This window comes from Streptomyces fuscichromogenes (assembly GCF_014645815.1).
Lineage (GTDB): Bacteria > Actinomycetota > Actinomycetes > Streptomycetales > Streptomycetaceae > Streptomyces > Streptomyces fuscichromogenes.
The window spans coordinates 220,112-243,387 of record NZ_BMML01000006.1; the positions used below are offsets into that span (position 1 = coordinate 220,112).

At 73.4% G+C, this 23,276-nt stretch carries 19 protein-coding genes; 10 read left to right on the forward strand and 9 right to left on the reverse strand.

The annotated features are described in order from the left end of the window. Positions 1-185: 185 nt before the first annotated feature. Both mgtA and IEZ11_RS15135 read right to left on the reverse strand, forming a co-directional pair. Entirely contained in the window at positions 186-2,843 is a 2,658-nt protein-coding gene (gene mgtA, locus IEZ11_RS15130; RefSeq protein WP_189263246.1) for a magnesium-translocating P-type ATPase, read from the reverse strand. Next, the gene (locus IEZ11_RS15135; protein WP_189263247.1) at positions 2,836-3,198 is read right to left on the reverse strand and encodes an ArsR/SmtB family transcription factor; all 363 of its coding nucleotides are present in this window, start codon (positions 3,196-3,198) and stop codon (positions 2,836-2,838) included. Before IEZ11_RS15135 ends, mgtA begins: the two co-directional genes overlap by 8 nt. A 231-nt stretch (positions 3,199-3,429) precedes the next feature. Between IEZ11_RS15135 and IEZ11_RS15140 the strand changes: the two genes are divergently transcribed. From IEZ11_RS15140 to IEZ11_RS15165, 6 genes are all read left to right on the forward strand, one after another. After that, on the forward strand, positions 3,430-3,696 hold the full coding sequence (locus IEZ11_RS15140) for a GlsB/YeaQ/YmgE family stress response membrane protein (RefSeq protein ID WP_189263248.1): 267 nt from the start codon (positions 3,430-3,432) through the stop codon (positions 3,694-3,696). A gap of 128 nt (positions 3,697-3,824) precedes the next feature. Beyond that, on the forward strand, positions 3,825-4,484 hold the full coding sequence (locus tag IEZ11_RS15145) for a zinc ribbon domain-containing protein (RefSeq protein ID WP_189263249.1): 660 nt from the start codon (positions 3,825-3,827) through the stop codon (positions 4,482-4,484). 86 nt (positions 4,485-4,570) lie between these two features. After that, the gene (locus IEZ11_RS15150) at positions 4,571-5,716 is read left to right on the forward strand and encodes a permease (RefSeq protein WP_189263250.1); all 1,146 of its coding nucleotides are present in this window, start codon (positions 4,571-4,573) and stop codon (positions 5,714-5,716) included. A 62-nt stretch (positions 5,717-5,778) separates the two neighbouring features. Next, positions 5,779-6,615, forward strand: coding sequence for a class I SAM-dependent methyltransferase (locus IEZ11_RS15155; RefSeq protein ID WP_189263251.1), 837 nt, complete (start codon positions 5,779-5,781; stop codon positions 6,613-6,615). Positions 6,616-7,058: 443 nt separating this feature from the next. Continuing rightward, the gene (locus tag IEZ11_RS15160; protein WP_373294918.1) at positions 7,059-8,726 is read left to right on the forward strand and encodes an adenosine deaminase family protein; all 1,668 of its coding nucleotides are present in this window, start codon (positions 7,059-7,061) and stop codon (positions 8,724-8,726) included. A gap of 141 nt (positions 8,727-8,867) precedes the next feature. Continuing rightward, a complete protein-coding gene (locus tag IEZ11_RS15165) occupies positions 8,868-12,062 on the forward strand; it encodes an ATP-binding protein (protein ID WP_229713027.1) in 3,195 nt (1,064 codons plus the stop codon). On the opposite strand, the gene IEZ11_RS15170 is transcribed toward IEZ11_RS15165, so the two are convergent. Both IEZ11_RS15170 and IEZ11_RS15175 read right to left on the reverse strand, forming a co-directional pair. Next, positions 12,040-12,834: an ABC transporter permease gene (locus IEZ11_RS15170; protein WP_189263254.1), complete on the reverse strand. Its 795-nt coding sequence runs from the start codon at positions 12,832-12,834 to the stop codon at positions 12,040-12,042. The genes IEZ11_RS15165 and IEZ11_RS15170 overlap by 23 nt on opposite strands. Next, positions 12,831-13,808: an ATP-binding cassette domain-containing protein gene (locus IEZ11_RS15175; RefSeq protein WP_189263255.1), complete on the reverse strand. Its 978-nt coding sequence runs from the start codon at positions 13,806-13,808 to the stop codon at positions 12,831-12,833. The genes IEZ11_RS15170 and IEZ11_RS15175 overlap by 4 nt, the downstream gene beginning before the upstream one ends. A 110-nt stretch (positions 13,809-13,918) precedes the next feature. On the opposite strand from IEZ11_RS15175, the gene IEZ11_RS15180 reads away from it, so the two are divergent. The 4 genes from IEZ11_RS15180 to IEZ11_RS15195 all read left to right on the forward strand — a co-directional run bounded on the left by IEZ11_RS15180 (position 13,919) and on the right by IEZ11_RS15195 (position 17,176). Then, on the forward strand, positions 13,919-14,860 hold the full coding sequence (locus IEZ11_RS15180) for a sulfite exporter TauE/SafE family protein (protein ID WP_189263256.1): 942 nt from the start codon (positions 13,919-13,921) through the stop codon (positions 14,858-14,860). Positions 14,861-14,964: 104 nt separating this feature from the next. Continuing rightward, on the forward strand, positions 14,965-15,342 hold the full coding sequence (locus tag IEZ11_RS15185; protein WP_189263257.1) for a peptidoglycan-binding domain-containing protein: 378 nt from the start codon (positions 14,965-14,967) through the stop codon (positions 15,340-15,342). A 100-nt stretch (positions 15,343-15,442) separates the two neighbouring features. Beyond that, the gene (locus IEZ11_RS15190; protein WP_189263258.1) at positions 15,443-15,928 is read left to right on the forward strand and encodes a cation:proton antiporter regulatory subunit; all 486 of its coding nucleotides are present in this window, start codon (positions 15,443-15,445) and stop codon (positions 15,926-15,928) included. A 6-nt stretch (positions 15,929-15,934) separates the two neighbouring features. Next, a complete protein-coding gene (locus IEZ11_RS15195) occupies positions 15,935-17,176 on the forward strand; it encodes a cation:proton antiporter (protein WP_189263259.1) in 1,242 nt (413 codons plus the stop codon). Positions 17,177-17,200: 24 nt separating this feature from the next. Here IEZ11_RS15195 and IEZ11_RS15200 read toward each other — a convergent pair whose 3' ends face one another. The 5 genes from IEZ11_RS15200 to IEZ11_RS15220 all read right to left on the reverse strand — a co-directional run bounded on the left by IEZ11_RS15200 (position 17,201) and on the right by IEZ11_RS15220 (position 23,256). Beyond that, a complete protein-coding gene (locus IEZ11_RS15200; protein WP_189263260.1) occupies positions 17,201-17,737 on the reverse strand; it encodes a Pycsar system effector family protein in 537 nt (178 codons plus the stop codon). 103 nt (positions 17,738-17,840) lie between these two features. Beyond that, the gene (locus tag IEZ11_RS15205; protein WP_189263261.1) at positions 17,841-19,208 is read right to left on the reverse strand and encodes a DUF4407 domain-containing protein; all 1,368 of its coding nucleotides are present in this window, start codon (positions 19,206-19,208) and stop codon (positions 17,841-17,843) included. Continuing rightward, positions 19,201-20,274 (reverse strand): hypothetical protein, encoded by a 1,074-nt coding sequence (locus IEZ11_RS15210; RefSeq protein WP_189263262.1) that lies wholly within the window; start codon positions 20,272-20,274, stop codon positions 19,201-19,203. Before IEZ11_RS15210 ends, IEZ11_RS15205 begins: the two co-directional genes overlap by 8 nt. After that, the gene (locus IEZ11_RS15215) at positions 20,271-22,535 is read right to left on the reverse strand and encodes a hypothetical protein (RefSeq protein ID WP_189263263.1); all 2,265 of its coding nucleotides are present in this window, start codon (positions 22,533-22,535) and stop codon (positions 20,271-20,273) included. The genes IEZ11_RS15210 and IEZ11_RS15215 overlap by 4 nt, the downstream gene beginning before the upstream one ends. Continuing rightward, a complete protein-coding gene (locus IEZ11_RS15220) occupies positions 22,528-23,256 on the reverse strand; it encodes a hypothetical protein (RefSeq protein ID WP_229713028.1) in 729 nt (242 codons plus the stop codon). Before IEZ11_RS15220 ends, IEZ11_RS15215 begins: the two co-directional genes overlap by 8 nt. Positions 23,257-23,276: the final 20 nt, after the last annotated feature.

The following is a 23,276-nucleotide window of genomic DNA, read 5'->3' on the forward strand; positions in this document are numbered from 1 at the left end:
CCGGCGGCGCTTCCATTATTGCGCAATGCAGCAAGTGAATTCAGCCGCCGGGCCGACTCCCGGATACGGATCGGAAGGGCGGGAGGACTCGGGGGCCGCCGGTGCGTTGTCGGCTGCGGGTGCGTCGTGGTCACTCGCGCAGTTCCCCGCGCCCCTGAAGGGGCGCTCAGCGCAGCGCCCGTCTTTCAGGGGCGCGGGGAACTGTGCGACCCGCCCCCACCGGCCTTCTGCGCACGGCGTCGTTCGTAGCGGGCTCTGGCGGCCAGGACCGCGACGGCGTAGAGCGCGAGGACCGCGGTGAGCAGCAGGTAGTACGCCGGGGACAGGGCGGTCAGGCCGAGCTGCGGGCCCAGCGGCGAGGGCGGCAGCAGCAGGCCCACGGCGGCCAGCGCGGCCGCGGCCCAGGCGACGGAACCGGGCTTGCGGCCCTGTGCCCAGAGCCGGCCCTCGCGCAGCAGCAGCATCACCAGGGCCTGGGTGAGCAGGTTCTCGGTGAACCAGCCCGAATGGAAGATGGCCTGGTCGTCCCCGGTCCCGGGACCGTGCAGGGCGAAGGCGAGGACGCCGAAGGTGGCGAGGTCGGCGACCGCGTTGAGCAGTCCGAAGCCGGTGATGAAGCGCAGGAGTTCGCGTGGCCTCAGCACGGTCGGGCGGTCCAGCGCGGAGGGGTGCGGGCGGTCGTGGACGTAGGCCAGCTGGGCCGCGTCGAAGCACAGGTTCTGGATCAGGACCTGAGCCGGGAGCATCGGCAGGAAGGGCAGCAGCAGGCCCGCGGAGAGCATGGCGATCACGTTGCCGAGGTTGGAGGAGAGCGTGATGCGCAGGTACGTGGCGATGTTCCCGCCCGCGTACCGTCCGGCGGCGATGGCGTGGGCGACGGCCGTCAGGTCCTTCTCGGCGAGCACCACGTCGGCGGCCTCGCGGGTCACGTCGGCGGCGCCCCGCGGAGCGATCCCGACATCGGCGGCGCGCACCGCGGGCAGGTCGTTGACGCCGTCCCCCAGGAAGCCGACCGTGTGCCCGGCGGCGCGCAGCGCCTCGGTGATCCGGGCCTTGTGAGCCGGGGTGCAGCGGGCGAAGACCGTCGTACGGCTGACGAGTGCGGACAGTTCGGCGTCGCTCACCCCGTCGAGGCGGTCGGCGGTGAGCAGTCCGTTCTCGCCGACGGGGACGCCGAGGTCGCGGCAGGCGCGGGCGGCGGTGCCCGGATGGTCGCCGGTGAGGATCTTGACGGTGACCCCCTGGCCGGCCAGGACGGCGAGCGCGTCGGCGGCGGTGGGCGCGAGGGCGTCCCGGAGGGTGACCAGGCCGCGGAAGGCGAGGCCGCGTTCGTCGGCCGGGGTGTACTCCCGGGTGCGTGCGGGGCGTTCGGCGGTGGCGACGGCCAGGACCCGCAGACCGTCGGCGGCGGCCCCGGCGGCGAGCACGCGCAGCCGCTCGCGCTCGTCCCCGTCGAGCCGGCAGCGGTCGAGGACGGCTTCGACGTCCCCCTTGACGACCAGGGTGTGGCCGCCGAGCCGGCCCGGGGTGCGGATCACGGCGGTGGCCAGCCGGCGTACCGGGTCGAAGGGAACGACCGCCGTCCCCTCGTACGCCGTCAGCGCGTCCTCGTCGGCCGCGTCCAGCAGCGCCTCGTCGAGGGCGTCGGGTTCCGGCAGCTCGGCGAGTTGCAGGGTCCACCAGGCGTTGACGGCGGCCCAGTGCAGGACCTCGGGGTCGTCCCGGCCGTCCGGTCCGAGCGCGCCGGCGACGAGCGGCCGGTCCTGGGTGAGGGTGCCGGTCTTGTCCACGCACAGCACGTCGACGGCGCCGATGTCGTGCAGGGCGGGCAGCCTCTTGACGATCACCCCGTGGGCGCGGGCCAGCAGGGCGGCACCGCGGGCCAGGCAGGTGGTGACGAGGACCGGCAGCGTCTCCGGGGTCAGCCCGACCGCCACCGCGACGGCGAACGGCAGCGTCTCCAGACCGCGGCCGCGCAGCGCGGCGTTGCTCATCAGCACCAGCGGCGGGGTGAGCAGCATGAACCGGATCAGGATCCAGGAGACGCCGTGCACGGAACGGTCGAAGGCACTGTCCCGGGGCCGGTCCGCGCCGGGCCCGTGGCCGGCTGCCAGCAGGGTCCGGGCACCGGTCGCGGTGACGACCGCGGTGGCGCTGCCGGAGGCGACGCTGCTGCCCTGGAAGCAGGACTGCGACGGCCCGGACCCGCCGGTCCCGGTGCCCGGCGCCCGGTCGTCGGCGGCGCGTTTCGGGACCGGCGCGGACTCCCCGGTCAGCGCGGACTGGTGCACGGTCAGCCCGCTCGACCGCAGCAGCCGTACGTCGGCCGGGACCAGGTCGCCCGGCCCCAGCCGCACCACGTCGCCGGGGACCAGCTCGTCCACCGGGATCTCGCGCGCGGTCGGCGGCGCGTCCTGGTCGGCGCGCCGCAGCACGGTGGCGGTGGTGGCGACCAGCTCGCGCAGGGCGGCCGTGGACCGGTCGGCCCGGTGCTCCCCGGACGCCCGCAGCACACAGCTGACCACGACCAGGAGGAGGATCACCGTGGCGGTGCCCCAGGCGAACACGGCCGCCGACACCAGGCCGAGACATGCGAGCACCGCGGTGAACGGGTCGCGCAGACTGCGCACGAGCAGCCGGGGCCAGGAGGGTTCGCGCCGCTGCGGGAGCGTGTTCTCGCCCCAGCGGGCCAGCCGCTGCCCGGCCTCGGCCTCCGTCAGTCCGCGCGGGCCGCTGTCCAGTGAGCGCAGCACTTCCAGCACGGTGGGTACGGAGCGGCCCGACCCGGGTCTCCCGGCGGCGTCCTGTCCCGAGGGTCCCGAGGCCGCGGTGGTCTCAGCCACCGGTCCCGTGCAGTCGGTGCACCGGTGCGCCGGTCTGGTGCGAGCGCGCGGTCAGCTGGCCGACCATCACCCGCAGCACCGTCACGATGTCGGGGTCGTCGACGTAGTAGACGTGCCTGCGGCCCTCACGGCGGGAGCGCACCAGCCCGGCGAGCTTGAGCTTGGTGAGGTGCTGGCTGACCGCGGGCAGGGCACCGCCCACCCGGTCGGCCAGATGCGTGACATCGCTCTCGCCCTGGGCCAGCGCCCACATCAGGTGCAGCCGGGCCGAGGACGCGAGCAGCCCGAACACGGCGGCCGCCTCCGTCAGCACCTCGGCGGAGGGGTCCTCCAAGCCACCGGCGTTCTCCGCCACAGTCCTCTCCCGTCCCGCCTCTGGTCACCGCGCCCGCACACGCGCCGACCCAGTGTATGGGCCGGTGCAGGGACCCCGGGGCTGCCGGAGCACCGCCCCGCACGCAATGTCCGGATCGGGCAACAGGACCTCGACGACCGTGCGGCAACCGCGCATACGCCCTCGTCACAGCGGTGCGGCCGTCCCTACGCTGACGCAGACGAACGATCCGCACCCCTGGAGGAGAACACCGTGGGCATCATCGGCTGGATAGTCCTCGGCCTGCTCGCCGGCGGGATCGCCAAGGTCCTGCTGCCCGGCCGCGACCCGGGCGGCCTGATCGGCACCACCCTCATCGGGGTCGCGGGCGCCTTCGTGGGCGGCTGGCTCTCCGCCCGCTTCCTCGACCGCCCGGTCGAGAACCACTTCTTCGACCTCTACACCTGGGGCGCGGCGATCGGCGGCTCCCTGGTCCTGCTGATCGGCTACCGCCTGCTGTTCGGCAACTCCCGCGACTGAGCCGACGCGGTGGCGGTGCCCGGATCGGAGCCATGGCCTGAACTCGGCGGCTTTGGCCAGAACCAGTACCGTTTCTCCAGCGTCGTACGGCATGTGTGTGCCGATGGCCTGACCTGTGGGGGGACCACATGAGCGCCGAGATCTACTTCAGCAACAACTACCGGGACCTGTGCGAACGCAACGGGACCGGCGCGGGGTTCCAGTTCGAGTTCTCCTGCTCGCGCTGCTACGACACCTGGCGTTCGCCGTTCGAGCCCTACACCGGGGAGCGGGCCGCCACCTGGGTCCGCAAGGGGGCCGACGTGGCCTGGGGGCTGCTCGGCCGTACCGGCACCGGGCTGTCGTCGGCGGCCGAAGGGCTTGCGGGGGCCGGTTACGGCCGGGCCCGCGACGACGCGTTCCAGCGGGCGATCGACAACGCGCAGGGGCACTTCAACCGCTGTGCGCGCTGCACCGACTACGTGTGCGGCCGCTGCTGGAACGCGGCCCAGGGGCTGTGCCTGCGCTGCGCCCCGGACACGGCGGCCGAGGCGATGGCGGCCCAGCAGCGCGGTCTCAACGACATGGCCTCGCAACGCGCGTACGCCGCGGGCCAGCAGGCCGGGCAGGGCTACGACCCCAGCACGCCCCGCCAGCTGGTCTGCCCGCACTGCCGTACCGAGACCCGCGGAGCGGCCTTCTGCCCGGGGTGCGGCCATCAACTGGCCCAGTCCGACCGGTGTTCCTCCTGCTCCGCGGCCATACCGGAAGGGGCGGCCTTCTGCCCGGGGTGCGGCTCACGCAGGTAGCGGGGCGGCGGCGCGGCACCACTGGCCTCATACCCACCAGGGGTATATAAACGGATGGTCGTGGTCGGCTGCGAAGGGCGGACGGCATGCATGCGGTCGGGCACGCGCTCTCCATCGCGGGGTCGATGACCTGGGAGATCACCTGGGCGCTGATCCTCGGCTTCACGCTCTCCGCGGTCGTGCAGGCCGTGGTGCGCCGGGAGACGGTCGTACGGCTGCTCGGCGACGACCGGCCGCGTACGCTCGCGCTGTCCGCGGGGTTCGGCGCGGCCTCCTCGTCCTGCTCCTACGCCGCCGTCGCCCTCGCCCGCTCCCTGTTCCGCAAGGGCGCGAACTTCACCGCGGCGATGGCCTTCGAGATCGCCTCCACCAACCTCGTGATCGAACTGGGCGTGATCCTGGCCCTGCTGATGGGGTGGCAGTTCACCGCGGCGGAGTTCGTCGGCGGCCCGATCATGATCGTCGTCCTCGCGGTGCTGTTCCGTGTCCTGCTGCGGGAGCGGCTGTTGCGGCAGGCCCGGGAGCAGGCGGACCGGGGGCTCGCGGGCTCCATGGAGGGGCACGCGGCGATGGACATGTCCGTGGGCGGCGAGGGCGGTTTCGCGCGCCGGCTGCTCTCCCGGGACGGGTTCACGTCCGTCTCCCACATCTTCGTCATGGAGTGGGCGGCGATCCTGCGCGACCTGGTGGCGGGGCTGCTGATCGCCGGGGCGATCGCCGCCTGGGTACCGGACGACTTCTGGCGGAGCTTCTTCCTGGCCGGCCATCCGCTCGCGGCCAGGCTGACGGGGCCGCTGATCGGGCCGCTGGTGGCCATCGCCTCGTTCGTCTGCTCCATCGGCAACGTGCCGCTGGCCGTGGTGCTCTGGAAGGGCGGCATCAGCTTCGGCGGCGTCATCGCCTTCATCTACGCCGACCTGCTGATCCTGCCGATCCTCAACATCTACCGGAAGTACTACGGCGCCCGGACCGCCGCGTTCCTGCTGGGCACCTTCTACGTCTCGATGGTGGTGGCCGGCTATGCGGTGGAGTTCGTCTTCGGAGGGCTGGGGCTGATCCCCGACCAGGCCGACGCGAAGATCCCCGACGAGGGGATCAGCTGGAACTACACCACCGTCCTGAACATCGTCTTCCTGCTGCTGGCCGCCGCGCTGGTCGTGCGGTTCCTGCGCACCGGCGGCCGGGCGATGCTGCGGATGATGGGGGCTTCGCCGGACGGCGACGCGGACTGAGCGGGCGCCGGCCGGGGGAGAACGTCCGGGTCGGGAACGTTCGCCATCGAGAAGGAGATCACGTGGACCGCATCCACGACCTCGCCGTCGCGCCCGCCGTGCGTGCCGTCTACGGGCCCCAGGACCTCAGCTCCGCACCGGCGTTCGCGGGCGGTTTCATCAACTTCGGCCACTGGGCGGGGATTCCGCTCGACCGTCCGCTGACCACCGAGGACCGGGTACGCAGCCAGCGCGACCTCTACCGTCATGTGCTCGGCGCCCTCGACGGTGCGGACGCCCGCGCGGTCGAGGTCGGCTGCGGGCTGGGCATCGGTGCCGCGCTCGCGCTGGAGGAGTTCGGTTTCGCCGCCGTCACCGGTGTGGACATCCACCCGGAGCAGTTGGAGCGGGCCCGCCGGGCCAACGCCGGTCTGCTCGCGCGGGCACCGGAGCGGCTCCGCTTCGCGCACGGGGCGGCGGAACGGCTGCCGTTCGAGGACGGCCGGTTCGACCGGCTGTACTCGGTGGAGGCCGCCCAGCACTTCCGGGACCTGACCGCGTTCACCCGCGAGGCCGCCCGCGTGCTGCGGCCGGGCGGCCGGCTGGCCGTCACCAGCTTCTTCCTGCCGGTCGGCGCCGAGGACGCGGGCGGCGAACTGGCCGCACGGCTGGAGAGCTTCGCGTCCGGCCTGGATCTGGCCCACCCGCTGGCCGCCCTCGTCGACGCCCTCGGCACCGCGGGCCTGACCGACGTCCGGACCGAGTCGATCGGCGACCAGGTCTGGCCCGGCCTGGACCGCTTCCTCGCCGGCGTCGACATGCCCGTCCAGTGGCCACGCAACTTCCTGCCGTCCTACCGCGACGGCCTCCTGGACTACTACGTCATCACGGCATCCCGCCCACCGACCACCAACACCTGACCCGCACACCCCAGGGTGGGGTGGGACGGGGTGAGGCCGGGCAGGGCGAGGCAACGGGGGCAGGACCGGACGACGCGGGACGGGGCGGGACGGGGCGAGACCGGGTGAGGTGGGCCAGGACGGCGCGGGGCGGGGTGAGGTGGGCCAGGACGGCGCGAGGCGGCGCGGGGCGGGGCAGTCGTCCGGCGCGAGGCGGGGCGAGGCGGGGTGAGGTGGGCCAGGACGGCGCGGCGCGGGGCGGGGCAGTCGTCCGGCGCGAGGCGGGGCGAGGCCGGATGAAGTGGGCCAGGACGGCGCGGCGCGGGGTGAGGTGGGTCAGGACGGCGCGAGGCGGGGTGGTCGTCCGGCGTGGGGTGTTGCGGCCGGTCGGGTGGCTCCGTGGGGTGTGGCGCGTGGCTGTTGGGGCGTGGTCGGGGCGACTTGATGATCATCGGCTCGTGACCATCCACGACGGCACTCGCACTGCCGGCCGCCCCCGCCGCACGGCGCCCGCCGTCGGATCCGGCCGGTATCCGGCCCGCGCCCTCACCGCCGCCCTCACCCTGCTCTGCTGCTGCCTGCTGACCGCCCTTGCCGCCGCACCGGCCGGGGCGGCCCGGACGGCACCGCACCCGCACCCGCGCCCGCTGACCGACGGCGAGGCCCGCACGGACGCCTACCTGGCGTCGGTGCGGGACCAGGCCCCGGACTCCCGGTCGCTGCGCAGGTTCTTTCTGGCGCTGCCCAAGGGCGGCGACCTGCACAACCACCTCTTCGGCGCGGTCAGGACCGAGTACCTGATCGCGCTCGCCGGCCAGGAGGGGCTGTGCATCGACACGGTGACCCTGACCGCCGTCGTAGCGCCCTGCGGCCCCGGCACCCGGCCGGCCGCCGACGCCCGCGGCGACCGTGACTTCCGCGAGGCGATCCTGCGGGCCTGGTCCATGTACGGCTTCCCGCCGAACCGGAGCGGCCACGACCACTTCTTCGCCACGTTCGACAAGTTCGGGCTGGTACCCGCGCTCCACCCGGGCAAGGTGCTCGCCGAGGTCGCCGACTCGGTCGCGGCGCAGCACCAGTCGTATCTGGAGACCATGGTCAACCCGGCCTCCGACCGCGCCGAGCGGCTCGCCGACGAGGTCGGCTGGGACCCCGACCCGGCCGCCCTGCACGCCAGGCTGGTCGAGGGCGGCCGGCTCGACGAGGTGGTCGACGAGGCGCGCAGGGCGACGGACGCCTCCGACGCCGAGTTCCGGGCCGCCGCCCGCTGCGGCACCGCGCATCCCCGCCCCGGCTGCCGGCTCACCGTCCGGTTCGTCTACCAGGCCTTCCGCGGCGATTCCCGGGCCCGCGTCTTCACCGAACTGGCCCTCGGCATGCGGCTCGCCGAACGCGATCCCCGTTTCCTCGCCGTCAACCTCGTCCAGCCCGAGGACGGGCCCGTCGCGCTCGCCGACTACACCGAGCAGATGGACATGGTGAGTTACCTGCACACGGTCTACCCGAGAGCCCATGTCACGCTGCACGCGGGCGAGTTGCGGCCCGGACTGGTGCCGCCCGAGGACCTACGGTTCCACATCCGGGAAGCCGTGGGCATCGCCGGAGCCGAGCGCGTCGGCCACGGTGTGGACCTCCGCCACGAGGACGACTGGCAGCGCACGGCCCGGACGATGGCCGCCCGGCAGACCGCCGTCGAGGTGCCCTTCACCAGCAACGCCCAGATCCTCGGTGTGCGCGGCGCCGCGCATCCCTTCGACACCTACCGGGCGTACCGGGTGCCGGTCGTCCTGGCCACCGACGACCCCGGTGTCTCCCGCACCGACATCAGCCACGAGTACCGGTACGCGGCCGAGACGTACGGCCTGACGTACCCGGAGCTCAAGGACCTGGCCCGAGCCTCCCTGGAGTACGCCTTCCTGCCCGGCCGGAGCCTGTGGCGGGGCAACCCCACGCGCGACGGGTACCGGCCGGTCGCCGCGTGCGCGGGGCAGCTGCCCGGTGGCGGGCGGGCGCCGAGCGGGGAGTGCCGGCAGCTGCTCGGCGCGAGCCCCAAGGCCGCCGTCCAGTGGCTCCAGGAAACCGCCTCCGCGGCTTTCGAGCGGGCCTTCGGCCGAGGCTCCGCCTCCGACTGAGCGCTCGGCCGGCAGTGCCGCGACATGCCGGGTGCCGACTGCGGCACCGTCGTGGCTGGTCGCGCCCACGCGGCGGAGCCGCATATGCATACAGCCCCGCGCCCCTGCCGGGGCGCCGGCGGGCCCCCTTACTCTGCACGGGTGACCACCGACACCACCGAGCTGACCCTGCTGTCCCGAGTCGCCTGCCGGGGCCGGGAGATCACCGCACCCCGGCTGCGCGGGCTGCTGGCGCTGCTCGCGGAGGACCTGCGCACCGGATGCAGCACCGGGCGGCTGGTGGCGGGGCTGTGGCCGGACGAGCAGCCGGAGCGACCGGGCAAGGCGGTGCAGGTCCTGGTGTCCCGGCTCAGGTCGCAGCTGGGCGCCGAGCTGATCGTGAGCACGCCGACGGGGTACCGGCTGGGGCTGGACGAGACACAGGTCGACAGTTCCGCGCTCCTGGCGCACGAGGCGGCGAGTGCCGAGCGGGCTCGGGCCGGGGACCACGAGGGCGCCCTGGCGCGGGCCGAGGCGGGGCTGGCGCTGTGGGACGGCAGCGTGGGCGCCGCGGCGGACGAGGAGTCGCACGACCCGGTGGTGGCGCTGCGCGCCGAACGGGCGCGGGCGCACCGGGCGTTGGTGCGCTCGCACGCCCTCGCGCTGGCCCGGCTGGGGCGGCGGGCGGAGGCCACCGCGCCGCTGACCGAGCTGAACCGGGAGCTGCCGCGGGACGAGGAGGTGCTGGCGGAGCTGCTGCGCTGCGAGGCCGCAGGGGCCGGCCGGGCCGCGGCGCTGACCCGTTACGACGGCTACCGGCGCCGGCTCCGGGACGAGCTGGGGAGCGATCCGGGGCCCCGACTCCGGGCCGTCCAGCAGGAGTTGCTCAGCGCGGACGCGGCACCGGTCCGGCACGGGGTGCCGCACGAACCCAACCCGCTGCTGGGCCGGGAGGCCGACATCGCCGCCGTGGCCGGGCTGCTGCGCAGCGCCCGGGTGGTCACCGTGGTCGGGCCGGGCGGGCTCGGCAAGACCCGGCTCTCGCACGCGGTGAGCCGGGCGGCCGAACAGCCCGTCGTCCACTTCGTGACCCTGGCCGGTGTCACCGACGGCGACGTGGCGGACGAGGTCGCCGCGGCCGTCGGCGGCGGGGAGAGCCGCCCGCTGCCGGGCGGCGGCAAGGACACGGTGAGCGGGATCGTCGCCGCGCTGGGTCCGGGTCCCGTGCTGCTGGTCCTTGACAACTGCGAGCACGTCGTCGCCGGTGCGTCCGCTCTCGTACAGGCCCTGGTGTCGCGGTCGAGGGAACTGCGCGTGCTGGCCACCAGCCGGGCCGCGCTCGGCCTGACCTCGGAGTCCGTGTACGCCCTGCCGGAGCTGTCCCTGGCGACCTCGGTGGAGCTCTTCGGGCAGCGGGCGCGGGCCGCCCGGCCGGGGGTGGAGCTGCCCGCCGGCCGGGTCGCCGAGATCTGCCGTCATCTGGACGGGCTGCCGCTGGCCGTGGAGCTGGCCGCGGCCCGGGTGCGGGTGCTCTCCGTGGCCGACATCGCGCACCGGCTCGGGGACCGTTTCGCGCTGCTGCGCGGCGGCGCCCGGGACGCGCCCGAACGGCACCGCACACTGCGGGCGGTGGTCGAGTGGAGCTGGAACCTGCTGGAGCCCGAGGGACGGGCGGCGCTCCGCGCGCTGTCGGTGTTCCCCGGCGGCTTCGACGCGGACGCGGCGGAGTACGTGCTCGCCGACGGCGACGGCGCGGGCCTCGGCGGGGACGACGACGGCGACGGCGACGCGATGGATCTGCTGGAGCAGCTGGCCGGTCAGTCACTGGTCAAGGTCGGCGAGAGCGCGGCCGGGGTGCGCTTCCACATGCTGGAGACGCTGCGGGAGTTCGGCGCCGCCCGGCGGGCCGAGGCGGGTGAGGACGAGGCCGTGACGGGCCGGTTCCTCGCCTGGGCCCGGGACTTCGGCCGGGCCCACCACACCGGGATGTACGGCACCGACGCGCTGTCCTGCTTCGACCTGGTCCGTACCGAGCAGGACAACCTCGTGCTCGCGCTGCGGCACGCTCTGGCCCGCGCGGACGGGCCGGCCACCGCCGCCGTCACCGCCGTACTGGCCTCCCTGTGGTCCGTCGGCAACAGCTACACCCGGTTCGTCACCCTGGCCGCCGAGACCGGCGGGCCGCTGTCCCGCTTCCGCCCGGAGCACCCCGCCGACGTGGAGGCGGCCCGCAGCGCGGCGGCGGTGTGCGCGGCCGGGCTCTTCATGGGCTACGGCCCGCACGCCGTGCGCCAGCTCGTCACGCTGCGCCGCCTGCCGCCCGTCCCGGCGGACACCGTGCCGCGGGCCCTGGCCGCCGTGCTGTGCGCGATCCCGGACATCCGGCCGCCGCGGTTCGCGCGGCTGGAGGAGCTGTGCGAGGCCGCCGAACCCATGCTGGCGGGCATCGCGGCGGCCGTCGCCAGCTACCTGTGGGAGTCCGCGTACGAGACGGAGCGCGCGCTCCGCTACGCGCGCCGGATGCTGGCCGCGGTGGCGCCGCTCGGCAATCCGATCCTGCTGCTGCTCGGCCATGGGCGGATCGGCGAGCTGTGCCTGAAGACGGAGCGCGGTGCGGAGGCGTACGACCATCTGCGGGCGGCGGACGCGCTCAGTGACACCGGTACCTGGTCGGACGCGATCGGTGTCCGCTACGGGCTGGTGTCCGCCTGTCTCCAGCGCGGGGAGATAGGCGAGGCCGAGTACTGGCTGGGCCGCGCCGCGCCGGACGCGCGGCCGGAGTCCGCCCGGACCTTCACACCCGAACTGCTCCAGGCCCGCGCGGAGATCGCCCTGGCCCGCGGGCTGACCGAGGTCGGGCTGGGCCTCTGGCGGCAGGCGGCGGCCGGGATCCGGCAGGCCGGTGCGCTGGCCGCGGACGACCCCTTCCTGGACTCGTGGTCCCTCCAGGTGCAGGCGGCCGCGCTCGCCGCGCACGCCCAGCACGGCCGGCTGGAGCCGGTGGCCGAGCTGGCCGGGCAGCTGCGGGAACGGCTGCTCGGGATGCTGTCCGGCGCCCCCGGCGCCGGGGACCTGCTGGAACTGCCGGTGTACGGCTCGGTGCTGCTGGCGCTCGGCTACGCCGGGCTGGCGGCCGGCGACCCGGCGGGGGTACGGCTGCTGGCGCTGGCGGAGCGGCTGCCGGTGATGCGGGACCTCCCCACCCTGTCCTCGGAGCGGTCCCGGCAGGCGGCCGAGAACGCGGACGGGGCCGCGTACGCCGACGCGAGGTCGGGGTACGCGGCCCTGGGGCGGGATCAGCTGCGGCCGGCGGCCCGGCAGGCGCTGCACGAGCTCACTGCCGGGGCTCACGGCTGAACCGCGCCCTGGACCAGAGGTAGCCGAGCACGGTCAGCCCCAGGCCCCAGCCGAGGGCCAGCAGCGCGTTCTTCGTGCCGATCCCGCTGCCCAGCAGCAGACCGCGCAGGGTCTCGATGAAGGGCGAGAACGGCTGGTACTCGGCGAACCAGCGGAACCAGCCCGGCATGGCGGCCACCGGGACGAACGCGCTGGACAGGAACGGCAGCATCACCAGCGGCGTGCCGATGTTGCTGGCGCCCTCGGCGTTGGGGCTGATCAGGCCGATACCGACGGCGAGCCAGGTGAGCGCGAGGCTGACCAGGGCCATCAGCCCGGCCGCCGCGAGCCACTCCACCGGCGACGCGTTCGGCCGGAACCCGATGGCCACGCCGATGCCCAGGACCAGGACCAGGGCCGTCATGGTCTGGATCACGCTGCCGACGACATGGCCGATCAGCACCGAGGCGCGGGAGATCGCCATGGTGCGGAAGCGGGCCATGATGCCCTCGGTCATGTCGGTGGCCACGGCCACCGCGGTGCCGAGCGAGGTCATGGCGGCGGTCAGGAAGAGGATGCCGGGGACCAGGTAGGCGACGTATTCGGAGCGGTCGGCATGGCCGCCGGTGAGGCCGGCGCTCATCACGTTGCCGAAGACGTAGACGAACAGCAGCAGCAGGATGACCGGGGTGAGCAGGAGGTTCAGGGTGAGGGAGGGGTAGCGGCGGGCGTGCAGGAGGTTGCGCCGCAGCATGGTGAGGTTGTCGCGCAGGGCGTGGGAAGCGGTGCTCATCGGACGGTCTCCTTGTCGGTGGAAGCCACGGGGTTGCCGGTCAGGGCGAAGAACACGTCGTCCAGGTCGGGGGTGTGCACGGACATCTCCTCGGCCTCGACGCCGGCGGCGTCCAGCCAGTCGAGGATGGCGCGCAGCTCGCGCTGGCTGCCGCCGCTGGGGATCTGGAGGGCGAGGGCCTCGTCGTCCCGGGTGGTCTCGCGCAGCGCGGTCGCCGCACGCTCGTACACCGCCGGGTCGGAGAACCTCAGCCGTACGTGGCCTCCGGGCACCAGCCGCTTCAGCTCCTCGGGGCTGCCCTCGGCGACGAGCCGGCCGCCGTTGAGCACCGCGATGCGGTCGGCGAGCTGGTCGGCCTCGTCCAGGTACTGGGTGGTGAGGAAGACGGTGGTGCCGCCCGAGACCAGCTCGCGGATGATCTGCCACATGGTGTGGCGGGAGCGCGGGTCGAGTCCGGTGGTCGGCTCGTCGAGGAAGATGATCCGCGGGCTGCCGACCAGGGTCATGGCGATGTCGAGCCGGCGCTTCATGCCGCCGGAGTAGGTGGAGGCGGGCTTCCTCGCGGCCTCGGTGAGGTCGAAACGCTCCAGCAGTTCGGCGGTGACCTGCCGTCCCCGCTGCCTGGGGAGGTGGTGCAGGTCGGCCATGAGCAGCATGTTCTCCTCGCCGGTGATCAGCGAGTCCACGGCGGAGAACTGGCCGGTGACCCCGATGGCGGCCCGTACCGCCTGGGCCTCGGCGGTGAGGTCGTGCCCGGCGATCCGGGCCTCGCCGCCGTCGGCGGCGATCAGCGTGGACAGGATGTTGACCGCCGTGGTCTTGCCCGCTCCGTTGGGCCCGAGGAGCGAGAAGACCGTGCCGGCGGGCACCCGGATGTCGATGCCGTCGAGGACGGTCCTGTCCCCGTAGGCCTTCCGCAGCCCGGTGGCCGCGATCGCGAGTTCGTGTTCGGGTTCGTGTTCGTTCGTCGTCATGCCGCAGAGCGTGCGGCAGCGGCGGTTCAGCCTGGCTTCAGCCCGGTTTCAGCCGGGCGGGAGGCGGTTCCATACGTTTCCCATAGGAAAGGTGGTTAAGGTCCCCCACCATGGATTCCACCGTTCCGATCGTCATCGCGGGTGCCCTGGTCGGCTTCGCGGTAGGGCTCACCGGCATGGGCGGCGGAGCGCTCATGACACCGATCATGGTGATGGTGTTCGGGGTGAATCCGACGGCCGCCATCGGCAGCGACCTGGCCGCGTCCGTGTTCATGAAGCCGTTCGGCGCGCTGGTGCACCAGCGGGCCGGCACCGTGCGCTGGGACATCGTGCGGTGGCTGCTGCCGTCCGCGGTCCCGGCCGCCTTCGGCGGGGTGTTCCTGCTCCGCGCGCTCGGCGACGGCGACGACCTCCAGCAGCGCGTCAAGTACGTCGTCGGTACGGCGCTGATGCTGGCCGTCGTGGGCATGCTCACCCGGATGTGGCTCGACCGCCGCCGTACCGCCGCGGACGGCACCGCCGACGAGGACGCCCAGGTCCCGGTACGGCCCGTGGCCACGCTGCTCATCGGGCTGGTGGGCGGGGTGATCGTGGGGATGACCTCGGTCGGCTCGGGCTCCCTGATCATCGTGATGCTGATGCTGGCCCACCCCCGGCTCAAGGCCAACCACCTCGTCGGCACGGACCTGGTGCAGGCCATCCCGATGGTGGCCGCGGCCGCCCTGGGCCACCTGCTCGTCGGCGACGCCGACCTGGGGCTCGCGGCGACGCTCCTGATCGGGGCGATCCCCGGGGTGCTGCTCGGCTCCCTGGTCTCCAGCCGGGTCGCGGGATCCACGGTGCGCTGGGCCCTGGTCGTACTGCTCACCGGGTCCGGGCTGGCGATGCTGAAGGCGTCGTCCACCGTCGTCCTGCTCGGCTGCCTGGGCATGGCACTGCTCGGCACGCTCACCGCCGTACGCGACCGGCGCCGCTCCGCGGCCGCGGAGCCGCCGGAGACCGCGGACGCGGCGGACGCGGCGGAGATGGCAGGGGCCCCGGGCTCGGGGTGACCGGGGGCTCCGGGGGACCGGGGACCGGGGGGCTCCCGACTCGCGGGTGTCGCCGCTCCCGCGCGACCATGGGCAGAAGTCGAGTCGCCCCAGAAGGAGTGGGCATGAGACGGAACCGACTGCACCGACTGCTCACCTCGGCCGCGCTGCTGGGCGCGGCCGTCGCCCTGGGCCCGGCGGTGCCCCACACCGCTTCGGCCGCCCCCGCTCAGAGCTGCTCCTACGTGGCAGCGGGCTACCAGCCGACGCTGACGTACGGCGCCACCGGAGCGGCGGTCAGACAGGCGCAGTGCCTCAGCAACGCCTGGGGCGGACAGCCGCCCAAGGTCGTCCCCGACGGGTTCTACGGCGCGGTCATGCAGCGGAAGATCGAGTGGATCCAGACCTGCCACGGGCTGCCGGCCAGCGGCGTCGTCGAGGGCCGCACCTGGCATGCGCTCTACCACCCGGCGCTGGACTGCTACGTCCCGTACCCGTCCTGAACCGCCCCCCGGCCCGCCCCTCCCCCTTTTCCCGTTAAGGTGTTGTTAAAGAAAGAGCAAAGATCCAGCGGGACGACACGACGAGACAGGGGAGACAGCCTTGGGGGCTCCACGCCTGAGCAGGACGCCGTTGCCGGGAATCGGGGTCCGCTACGACCTCGCCACGCGGGAGCAGGGCCGGGTGTCCGTGGTCGCGCACCGGGACGGTTCACGGATCCTGAGCGCCTACCACCAGGACGACCCGGACGCCTGCGCGCTGTCCCTGCGGCTGTCCTCGGGTGAGACGGCGGCGCTCATCGACGCGCTGATGCCGACGCACCACAGCCCGAACCTGCTGTCCACCACCGGCCTGGGGCTGGTGGCCGAGCGGATCGAACTCTCCGCGACCTCGTACTGGAACGGCCGGCTGCTGGGCGACACGCGGATGCGGACCGAGACGGGGGTGTCCATCGTCGCCGTGCTGCGCCGCGCCGAGGCGGTGCCCTCCCCCACGCCCGGCTTCCGCCTCGCCGGCGGGGACACGCTCATCGTGATCGGCACCCGTGAGGGCGTCGACGCGGCCGCCGCGATACTCGGGCGGGAGTGAGCCGTCGTGCACGACTCCTCCGTGTTCCTGATCGAGTTCGGTGCGATCATCCTCGGCCTCGGCCTGCTCGGCCGGCTCGCCGGACGCCTCCGCTTCTCGCCCATCCCCCTCTACCTGCTGGCCGGGCTCGCCTTCGGCAAGGGCGGCTTCTACCCGCTCGGCACCAGCGAGGAGTTCGTCGCGATCGGCGCCGAGATCGGCGTCGTACTCCTGCTGCTCATGCTCGGCCTGGAGTACACGGCCAGCGATCTCGTCTCCAACCTCAAGACGCAGTACCCGGCGGGCCTGGTCGACGCCGCGCTGAACGCGCTGCCCGGCGCCGCGATGGCGCTGCTGCTGGGCTGGGGCCCGGTGGCGGCCGTGGTGCTGGCCGGCGTCACCTGGATCTCCTCCTCCGGGGTGATCGCCAAGGTCCTCGGCGACCTGGGGCGGCTCGGCAACCGGGAGACCCCGGTGATCCTCAGCATCCTGGTCCTCGAAGACCTCTCCATGGCCGTCTACCTGCCGATCATCACCGCGCTGCTGGCCGGCGTCGGCCTCGCGGCGGGCAGCGTGACGCTGGCCGTCGCCCTCGGGGCCGCCGGACTGGTCCTGCTGATCGCGGTCCGCTACGGCAGGCACATCTCGCGGTTCGTCTCCAGCGACGACTCCGAGAAGCTGCTCCTCGTGGTCCTGGGCCTGACCCTGCTGGTCGCGGGTATCGCGCAGAAGCTCCAGGTGTCCGCCGCGGTGGGGGCGTTCCTCGTCGGCATAGCGCTCTCGGGCGAGGTCGCGGAGGGCGCCCACCACCTCCTGTCACCCCTGCGCGACCTGTTCGCCGCGGTCTTCTTCGTCTTCTTCGGTCTGCACACCGACCCGTCGAGCATCCCGCCGGTGCTGCTGCCCGCGCTCGCGCTGGCGGTCGTCACCGCCCTGACGAAGATCGCCACCGGCTACTGGGCGGCGAAACGCGCCGGGATCTCGGCCAAGGGCCGCTGGCGGGCCGGCGGCACCCTGGTGGCCCGCGGCGAGTTCTCCATCGTCATCGCCGGCCTCGCCGTCACCGCGGGCATCGAACCCTCCCTGGGCCCCCTGGCCACGGCCTACGTCCTGATCCTGGTCATCATCGGCCCCCTCACCGCCCGCTACACCGAGCCGGTCGCCCGCCGCCTGACCCGCCGGCCGGAGCCGGCGGACCCCGTCGCCCTCGTACCCGCGCAGGCCGACCCGGCCGACGCGGCCGACCAGGACACGGTGGGCCGGGTGTGATCCGGGGCATGCGCCGGACCGCCCCTAGACAGACGCCCCGGTCACTATCCCCAACAGCGTGAGTGTGAAGAAGGCCGTGCCCCAGGCCAGCGCCTGGCGTATGCAGCGGTACTTGGTCCAGGTGATCCGGGACAGGACCGCCAGTTGGGTCAGGTCCCGGGCGAAGGGATCGGTGCGGCGGACGGTGCGTTCCAGGTGCACCGCCGACCTCGCCAGTCTGACGTCACCGAAGTAGTGGGTGCGGGAGCGGCGGGGATCGCCCAGCCGTGGGGCCACGGCCAGGCCCAGCAGCACGAGCGCCGGCACACAGGCGGCGGAGCCCACCCAGATCAGGAGCTGGGGGACGACCGGGTAGTGCCGCGGGGCGATGATGCCGCTGCCGATCGCGCCCAGCAGGGCGGTCAGGGCCGCACCGAGCGACGCCAGGAGCAGGCCCGCCTTGTTGTCGGCCCGTACGAGTTCCTCACGTGCCTCGGACAGCAGGACTCTGGCGAGTTCCGCCACGCGGTCGGTGGTCGCGGTAGTGGGGTCCGGGCCGGTGCCGCCTGCGGATGTGGTCATGCTCCCCCTCCTGTTCCGTCGGTGTCGCTCTGTTCCGCCGGTGCCACCGCGGCCGCCCCGGTGTCCGGGACGGTCGCGGTGGCGCGTGTCCGATGCGGGTGCGTCAGACCGTCGACGAGCGGCGGATCTCGTCCTCCAGCGCGTTCACCGCCTGGCGGACGCGGATGTTCATAGCCGCCGTGTGTTCCCGGAAGGCCGCCTCCGACTCGGCGCGGTGGCGCCGGACCTCCTGCTCGATGGCGTCCTGGGCGATCTCCAGGTCCGCGAGAGCGCGGCGCTCGGCGAGCCGCACCTGCTCACCGTGGATCTTCACCGCGCTGTTGCTCTCGCCGGTGAGCATCCGGTCGTACGCGGTCTCCCCGGTCAGGTACTTCACCAGCACCGGAAGCATGTCCAGGAGTACGAACAGCAGGCGGACCAGCCAGATGCCCACGAACAGCACCGGGTTCCCGCTCGCGAGTTCATCGAGCGCCCGGATGCGTTCGAGGACGCCGATCTCCTTCTGCTTGGCGCGCTCCTCGTCCAGCCGCTGCTCGATGCCGTCGGCCCGCGCCTTGAGGAACGTGTCGCGGGACGAGGTCAGCTCGCCCTCGATCTTCGAGATGCGGGTGTTCATCCCAGCGAGCCGCTGCTCGTTCCGGGCGGTGCGGTGGGTGGTCCGGTAGTCCCGTGCCTTGTCGCGCAGGCGCACGCATTCGGACGTCCGTTCGTAAAGCCCGGTCGCGGCGATACGGATCAGCCGACGGCACTCGTCCCGCACCTCGGAGTCGATGGCCTCCAGCCCGGCGCTGTCCTTGTCCACCCGCTTCTGCAGGGTGGCGGCGTCCGAGCGCAGGGCGGTCAGTTCGTCGACCCGTTCGCCGGGCGTCGCGCCGAAGGAGAGGACGTACGTCGTGTCGCAACCCGCGGGAGCGACCGTCCGGGTCGTGGCGGGCACGGGGTTGCAGCGAACCAGGTTCGTGCGCAACCGGTCCACGGTGTCGGTGCGTTCGTCCTGGACGCGTTCCTCGATGGCCGTCTGGAAGATACGCAGCACCAACGGCTCGGCGATCACCACGCCGAGCATCAGGGCGACCAGCAGACGCGTCAGGAGCGGGGCGAGCCTACGCCGTGCGTTCGGCTGCGGCGTGACCAGCCAGCGGTCCAGGTTGAGCACGAACAGCATCCAGATGACCGTCGGCAGCAAGGCCACGAGGCTGACCCTGCCGAGCGCCTCGGTCGCGAAGTTCCACATGGAGAACGCCGCGATGACCGAGGTACCGAGCACCACCCCGCCCAGAGCCGTGTACTTGCTCCGCTCGTACCGGACCCTGGACAGCAGCTCCTCGTCGACACCGGTCAGGGTCCGCAGACCCCGTGCGGCGTCGGTGCCGGGGCGGATACGGCCCGTGCGGCGGGTTGCCCCGGCCTCCGTGCCCCTGCGGTCCGCCGGGCCGGTGGCCGTCGTGTGGTTCGTCGGGAAGTCAGTCAACGAGATCGTCCTCGTCCTTGACGAAACCCCCCTGCGGGTCGCGTGCGCCTTCCCGGCCCGCCGCCGGGCGACCGGAGCGGGCCTGCCCCGACTCGACCATGCGGGCCGCGCCCGAGACGCCTCCGACACCACGCGCGGCCTGGCCGCCCGTCTCCCGCAGGACCTGTTCCAGGACCTGGTGGTAGTCGACGTACTCGCTGCCGGCCATCTGCCGAAGCAGGGTCAGCACCGTCTCCCGGTGCATCTCGGCGCCCGCCGTCTCCATCGACCGCGCGTGGGCCCGGTCCTCCGTCTCGGCCTGGTACCGGCGCGCCGATTCCTGCTCGGTGCTCCGGTGGACGCGGGCCGCCACCTCGGTGACGTCGATCTCCTCGCGGGCGATGCCGAAGGCGTCCACGTGGTCGGAGCCCTGGGAGAGCAGTTCCGCGATCCGGCGTGCGTCCTGGGTCTCGAAGTCGCGCTGTCCCTTTCGGAGTTCCCAGGAGCGCCGCTCGTCGCGGAGCTTCTGCTCCCAGTCCCGCAGGTCGTCCGAGGCGTACACCTCCGCGCTGACGAACTCGACGCTCATGCCCGCGACCCGCGGCGGCACGATCGCGCTGTAGGCGGTCATCCGGTGGCCGGCCTCGGTGCGCACCGCGTTGATCTCCTCCACCCGGTGCCCGGCGCTCACTCTCGGCAGGTCGCTGTCGCCCAGCAGATAGGCCCGCAGCGGAACGGTGACGTCGATGATGCCCTGCCGGGCGACGACGGCCGGGTCGGTCACCTGGCAGGTGAAGGACGCCCGCATCGTGAAGTTGTCCGCCTCGCTGACCGACGGCAGCGGGCGCTCCACGTCGACCAGGCGGGCCCGGGTGTCGACCAGGCTGACGGAGGAGGCGTCGAGCACGTCCGGGTGGGACGGATCGAAGACCATGCCCTCGGGAAAGGTGCGGTAGTTCCCGCCGACCCTGAAGACATGGACCGCGCCCGGCGGCAACGGCGGTACGTCCTCGCGGCGGCGGCGCCGAGACCACCAGGTGCCCTGGACCGTGGCCAGGATGTGCTCGGCTATGACCGGATAGTTCACTTGCTTCGGCCTCCTTGAGCGGAAGAAAGGGGATCGGTGGATGTGCGGGGCGCGATGGCGCGCCGGGATTCGCCCGGCGTCCGGCTGCGCAGTGAACCGATGAGCACCTGCGCCAGCCGGTGGGTACCGGGGATCGCGTAGTCGGGATGCTGCAGTGCGATGGACAGATGGCGGCCGAGTGCCGCCCACTGCGGCGCGGTCATGGCCTTGCGCATGGTCTCGCCGAGTTCGCGCACGGCGGCGGTGACGGACGGGTCGTCGCGCAGCTGGACGAGAGTCCGGCACAACGCGGCGACCGCACGGCTCCGGTTGCTGCTGTGCAGGACGTCCGCCCACAGTGATCCGAGATGACGGACGCTGTCCGGGACGGTGCGCAGCAGAGCCGCGGTGACGGGTTCGGCGCTCTCCTCCAGCCGGGTCGCCTCCAGGAGCTGGACGGCGGCCTTGAGGGCGATCGCCCGCTCCCGTGAGCCCGGAGCCGACTTCGCGATGACGGTGCGCACGTACCGGAGGATCAGCAGGGCCCGCTCCGGATCGGCTTCGGCGGTCTGCAACAGCAGGACCAGGGAGCGGCGGGCCGAGAACGCGACCCGTTCGCCCCGGTTGGTCAGGAACCACAGCCAGTTGAGCGCCTGAAGGCGGTAGAGCGAGCCCAGCCTGCCGGTCAGCGCCATGGCCGCCGTCACCGCCCGCATGGCGCCCCGGTTGTCCACCCAGCCGACGACGGTGCTCAGTGCCTGCGGGGCGAGATGCTCGACGTCGCACATGAACTGAAGGGTCAGCGCGGCGGTCACCCGCTGGCTGGTGACGCCGTCGGACCACACCGTCAGCAGGTTCTCGTCGACCTCGACCAGCGCGTACCGGGCCAGGAGCGCGACGCCCCGGGCCACCTCGGTCCGGGTGTCCAGGTCGCCCCGCAGGGCCAGGTCGCCGAGCCACTGGCGCAGCGGGTACCAGAGGTCGTAGCCGTAGAGGTCGTGCAGTTCCGCGATGACGAGCTCGCGGATCCGCGGCGAGGTGAAGACCAGACACCGCTCGCCGCGGCCGGCGCCCCGGCCCGGCCCGAGCCGGAACTCGGTCGTCACCAGCCCCACCGCCCGCTCTCGCCAGCGGGCCCGGGACTGCTCGGCCACCCTGCCGCCCAGCGGCGCCCCGGCCGAGCCGTCCGGCTCCCCGGCCGGTGTCTCGCCGCTCTGTTCCCAGTTGCGCACGTGGGCCGCGAGCGCGGCGCACTCCCTCTCCAAGGTGCGCTCCGGGATGCCCTCCAGGAACGCCAGGGCCGCGAGCGCGAGCAGGTCGTCCACGGCCGGCCGCCTGCGGAACCACTCCTGGACCTGCTCCCGGTGCCGGTCCCGCAGGATGTCCAGTGCCGCCTCGACGCCTCCCCGGGACAGGGCCACCGCCGCCTCGACGACGACCGCCGGGCGGCGCTGTTCGCCGACCCGCTCCAGCAGTTCCCTCTCGGCGTCCGGCGCGAGGCCGGCGTGCGGCAGCTCCGCCCTGCAGTGGTCGAACAGCTCCTCGGGGTCGGGGACCTGCCACGGCACACAGTGGTCCCGCAGCGCCAGCCGCCGCCGGACCGTGTCGCCGGCCGTGATCACCAGGTACGACCCCTTGCGGCCGAGTTCCTCGCTCAGCCGCCCGATCTCGTACGTCTGCACGGCGTCGGGACGCAGTTCGCCGACGTAGTCGAGGATGACGTACCCCTGCCCGGACCTGAGATCGCGCGAAGCGGCCAGTTCGGCGAGGGCGTTGGCGGGCGACAGGCTGCGCACCACGGCCTGCTCGCCGAGGATGCTCCGGAGCAGGGCGAGAGAGCCCGCACCGCGGCCGCAGTTGTCCTGACCGGTCAGCACCACGAGGGCGTTCTCGCGCAACGTGCCGAGTGCCTCGTCGAAGCAGGGCTGCGGCGGGACGTAGAACCGCAGGACCCGGTCCGTATCCGCAGACTCGATGATGCCGGGTGCGAGACCGGGGGCCGAGGCGGCGCCGAAGCCGAACGCGGCCCCCGAGGCCTCGACGACGCCGTAGAAGTTGTTGTTGACGAGCTGCTGGACGCGGCGCAGATCGTCGTAGCCCCGTTCGTCCTCCTCCCGCTCGTCCTGCTCCCTGCGCCGCTCGGCGCCCGCGTCCCCGCCGAGGTCCGGGCGGAGCGCCCCCTCCGGCTCGCCACCGCCCGCACCTTCCGGCACCGGCGGTGCAACGTCCTCGCCGGCCGGCGGTACGGCGGCCCCGCCGGCCGGGTCCGGCACATCAGTCACCGGCGCTCCCGAAGCCGAAGACGGCACCCCGGGCATCCACCGAGCCGGCCACGTTGGTGACGTTGACCTGGTGAGCCCGGTACTCGTTGGTCGTCCCGCGGTCTGCCGTGCCCGCGGCGGCCGGAGCAGGCCGGGCCGCCGCGGGCTCCCCCGACACCGGAGCCGCGGGTTTCCCCGTTCCCGCGGTTCCGGGCTCGTGCGAGGCGGTGGCGGCAGCGCCGAGCATGGGCACGCGCAGCCAGGCCGAGGCCTCGTACTCCTTCACCTTGACGGTGACGTGGGTGAAGTCCGCCGTGGACAGGGTCGTGTGACCGCCCGCCACCGTGGACCGGTAGACGTCGTCGGACAGCAGCAGCACCAGATCGGCGCCCGGATGCGCGGCCAGGGCGTCGTACAGCGGACGCGCGGTCAGCAGTCGCGCCGTGGCCACCACGGCCGAACCCGCGAAGCCGTTTTCGGCCAGCTCCACCAGCCCCTGATGGATCACGGCCCGCAACCGCATCCGGGCCTCGGGCACCCGTTGGGCGTTGTGGTGACGCAGTCCGGCCACGAGATGACGGATGTAGTCGTCGACCAGGCGCGGCTCGCTGCCGTCCTGGGGACGCACCGCGAGCTGCTCGTCGCCCGTGCGCTGGATCTGCCACTCGGAGCGGTCCAGGCCCGCGCCCTTCGCGGCGCGGTCGAGGAGTCGTGGCAGGTCATGCTGGAATTCGGACTGCATACGATCGTTCTTGCTGCCGT

What these genes read in the sequence shown, in the direction of transcription:
- IEZ11_RS15145 (WP_189263249.1), top strand. Translation starts at nt 3,825, where the DNA reads ATGAGCGCCGAGATCTACTTCAGCAACAACTACCGGGACCTGTGCGAA.
- IEZ11_RS15150 (WP_189263250.1), top strand. Translation starts at nt 4,571, where the DNA reads ATGCATGCGGTCGGGCACGCGCTCTCCATCGCGGGGTCGATGACCTGG.
- IEZ11_RS15170 (WP_189263254.1), bottom strand. Translation starts at nt 12,834, where the DNA reads ATGAGCACCGCTTCCCACGCCCTGCGCGACAACCTCACCATGCTGCGG.
- IEZ11_RS15175 (WP_189263255.1), bottom strand. Translation starts at nt 13,808, where the DNA reads ATGACGACGAACGAACACGAACCCGAACACGAACTCGCGATCGCGGCC.
- IEZ11_RS15180 (WP_189263256.1), top strand. Translation starts at nt 13,919, where the DNA reads ATGGATTCCACCGTTCCGATCGTCATCGCGGGTGCCCTGGTCGGCTTC.
- IEZ11_RS15185 (WP_189263257.1), top strand. Translation starts at nt 14,965, where the DNA reads ATGAGACGGAACCGACTGCACCGACTGCTCACCTCGGCCGCGCTGCTG.
- IEZ11_RS15200 (WP_189263260.1), bottom strand. Translation starts at nt 17,737, where the DNA reads ATGACCACATCCGCAGGCGGCACCGGCCCGGACCCCACTACCGCGACC.
- IEZ11_RS15220 (WP_229713028.1), bottom strand. Translation starts at nt 23,256, where the DNA reads ATGCAGTCCGAATTCCAGCATGACCTGCCACGACTCCTCGACCGCGCC.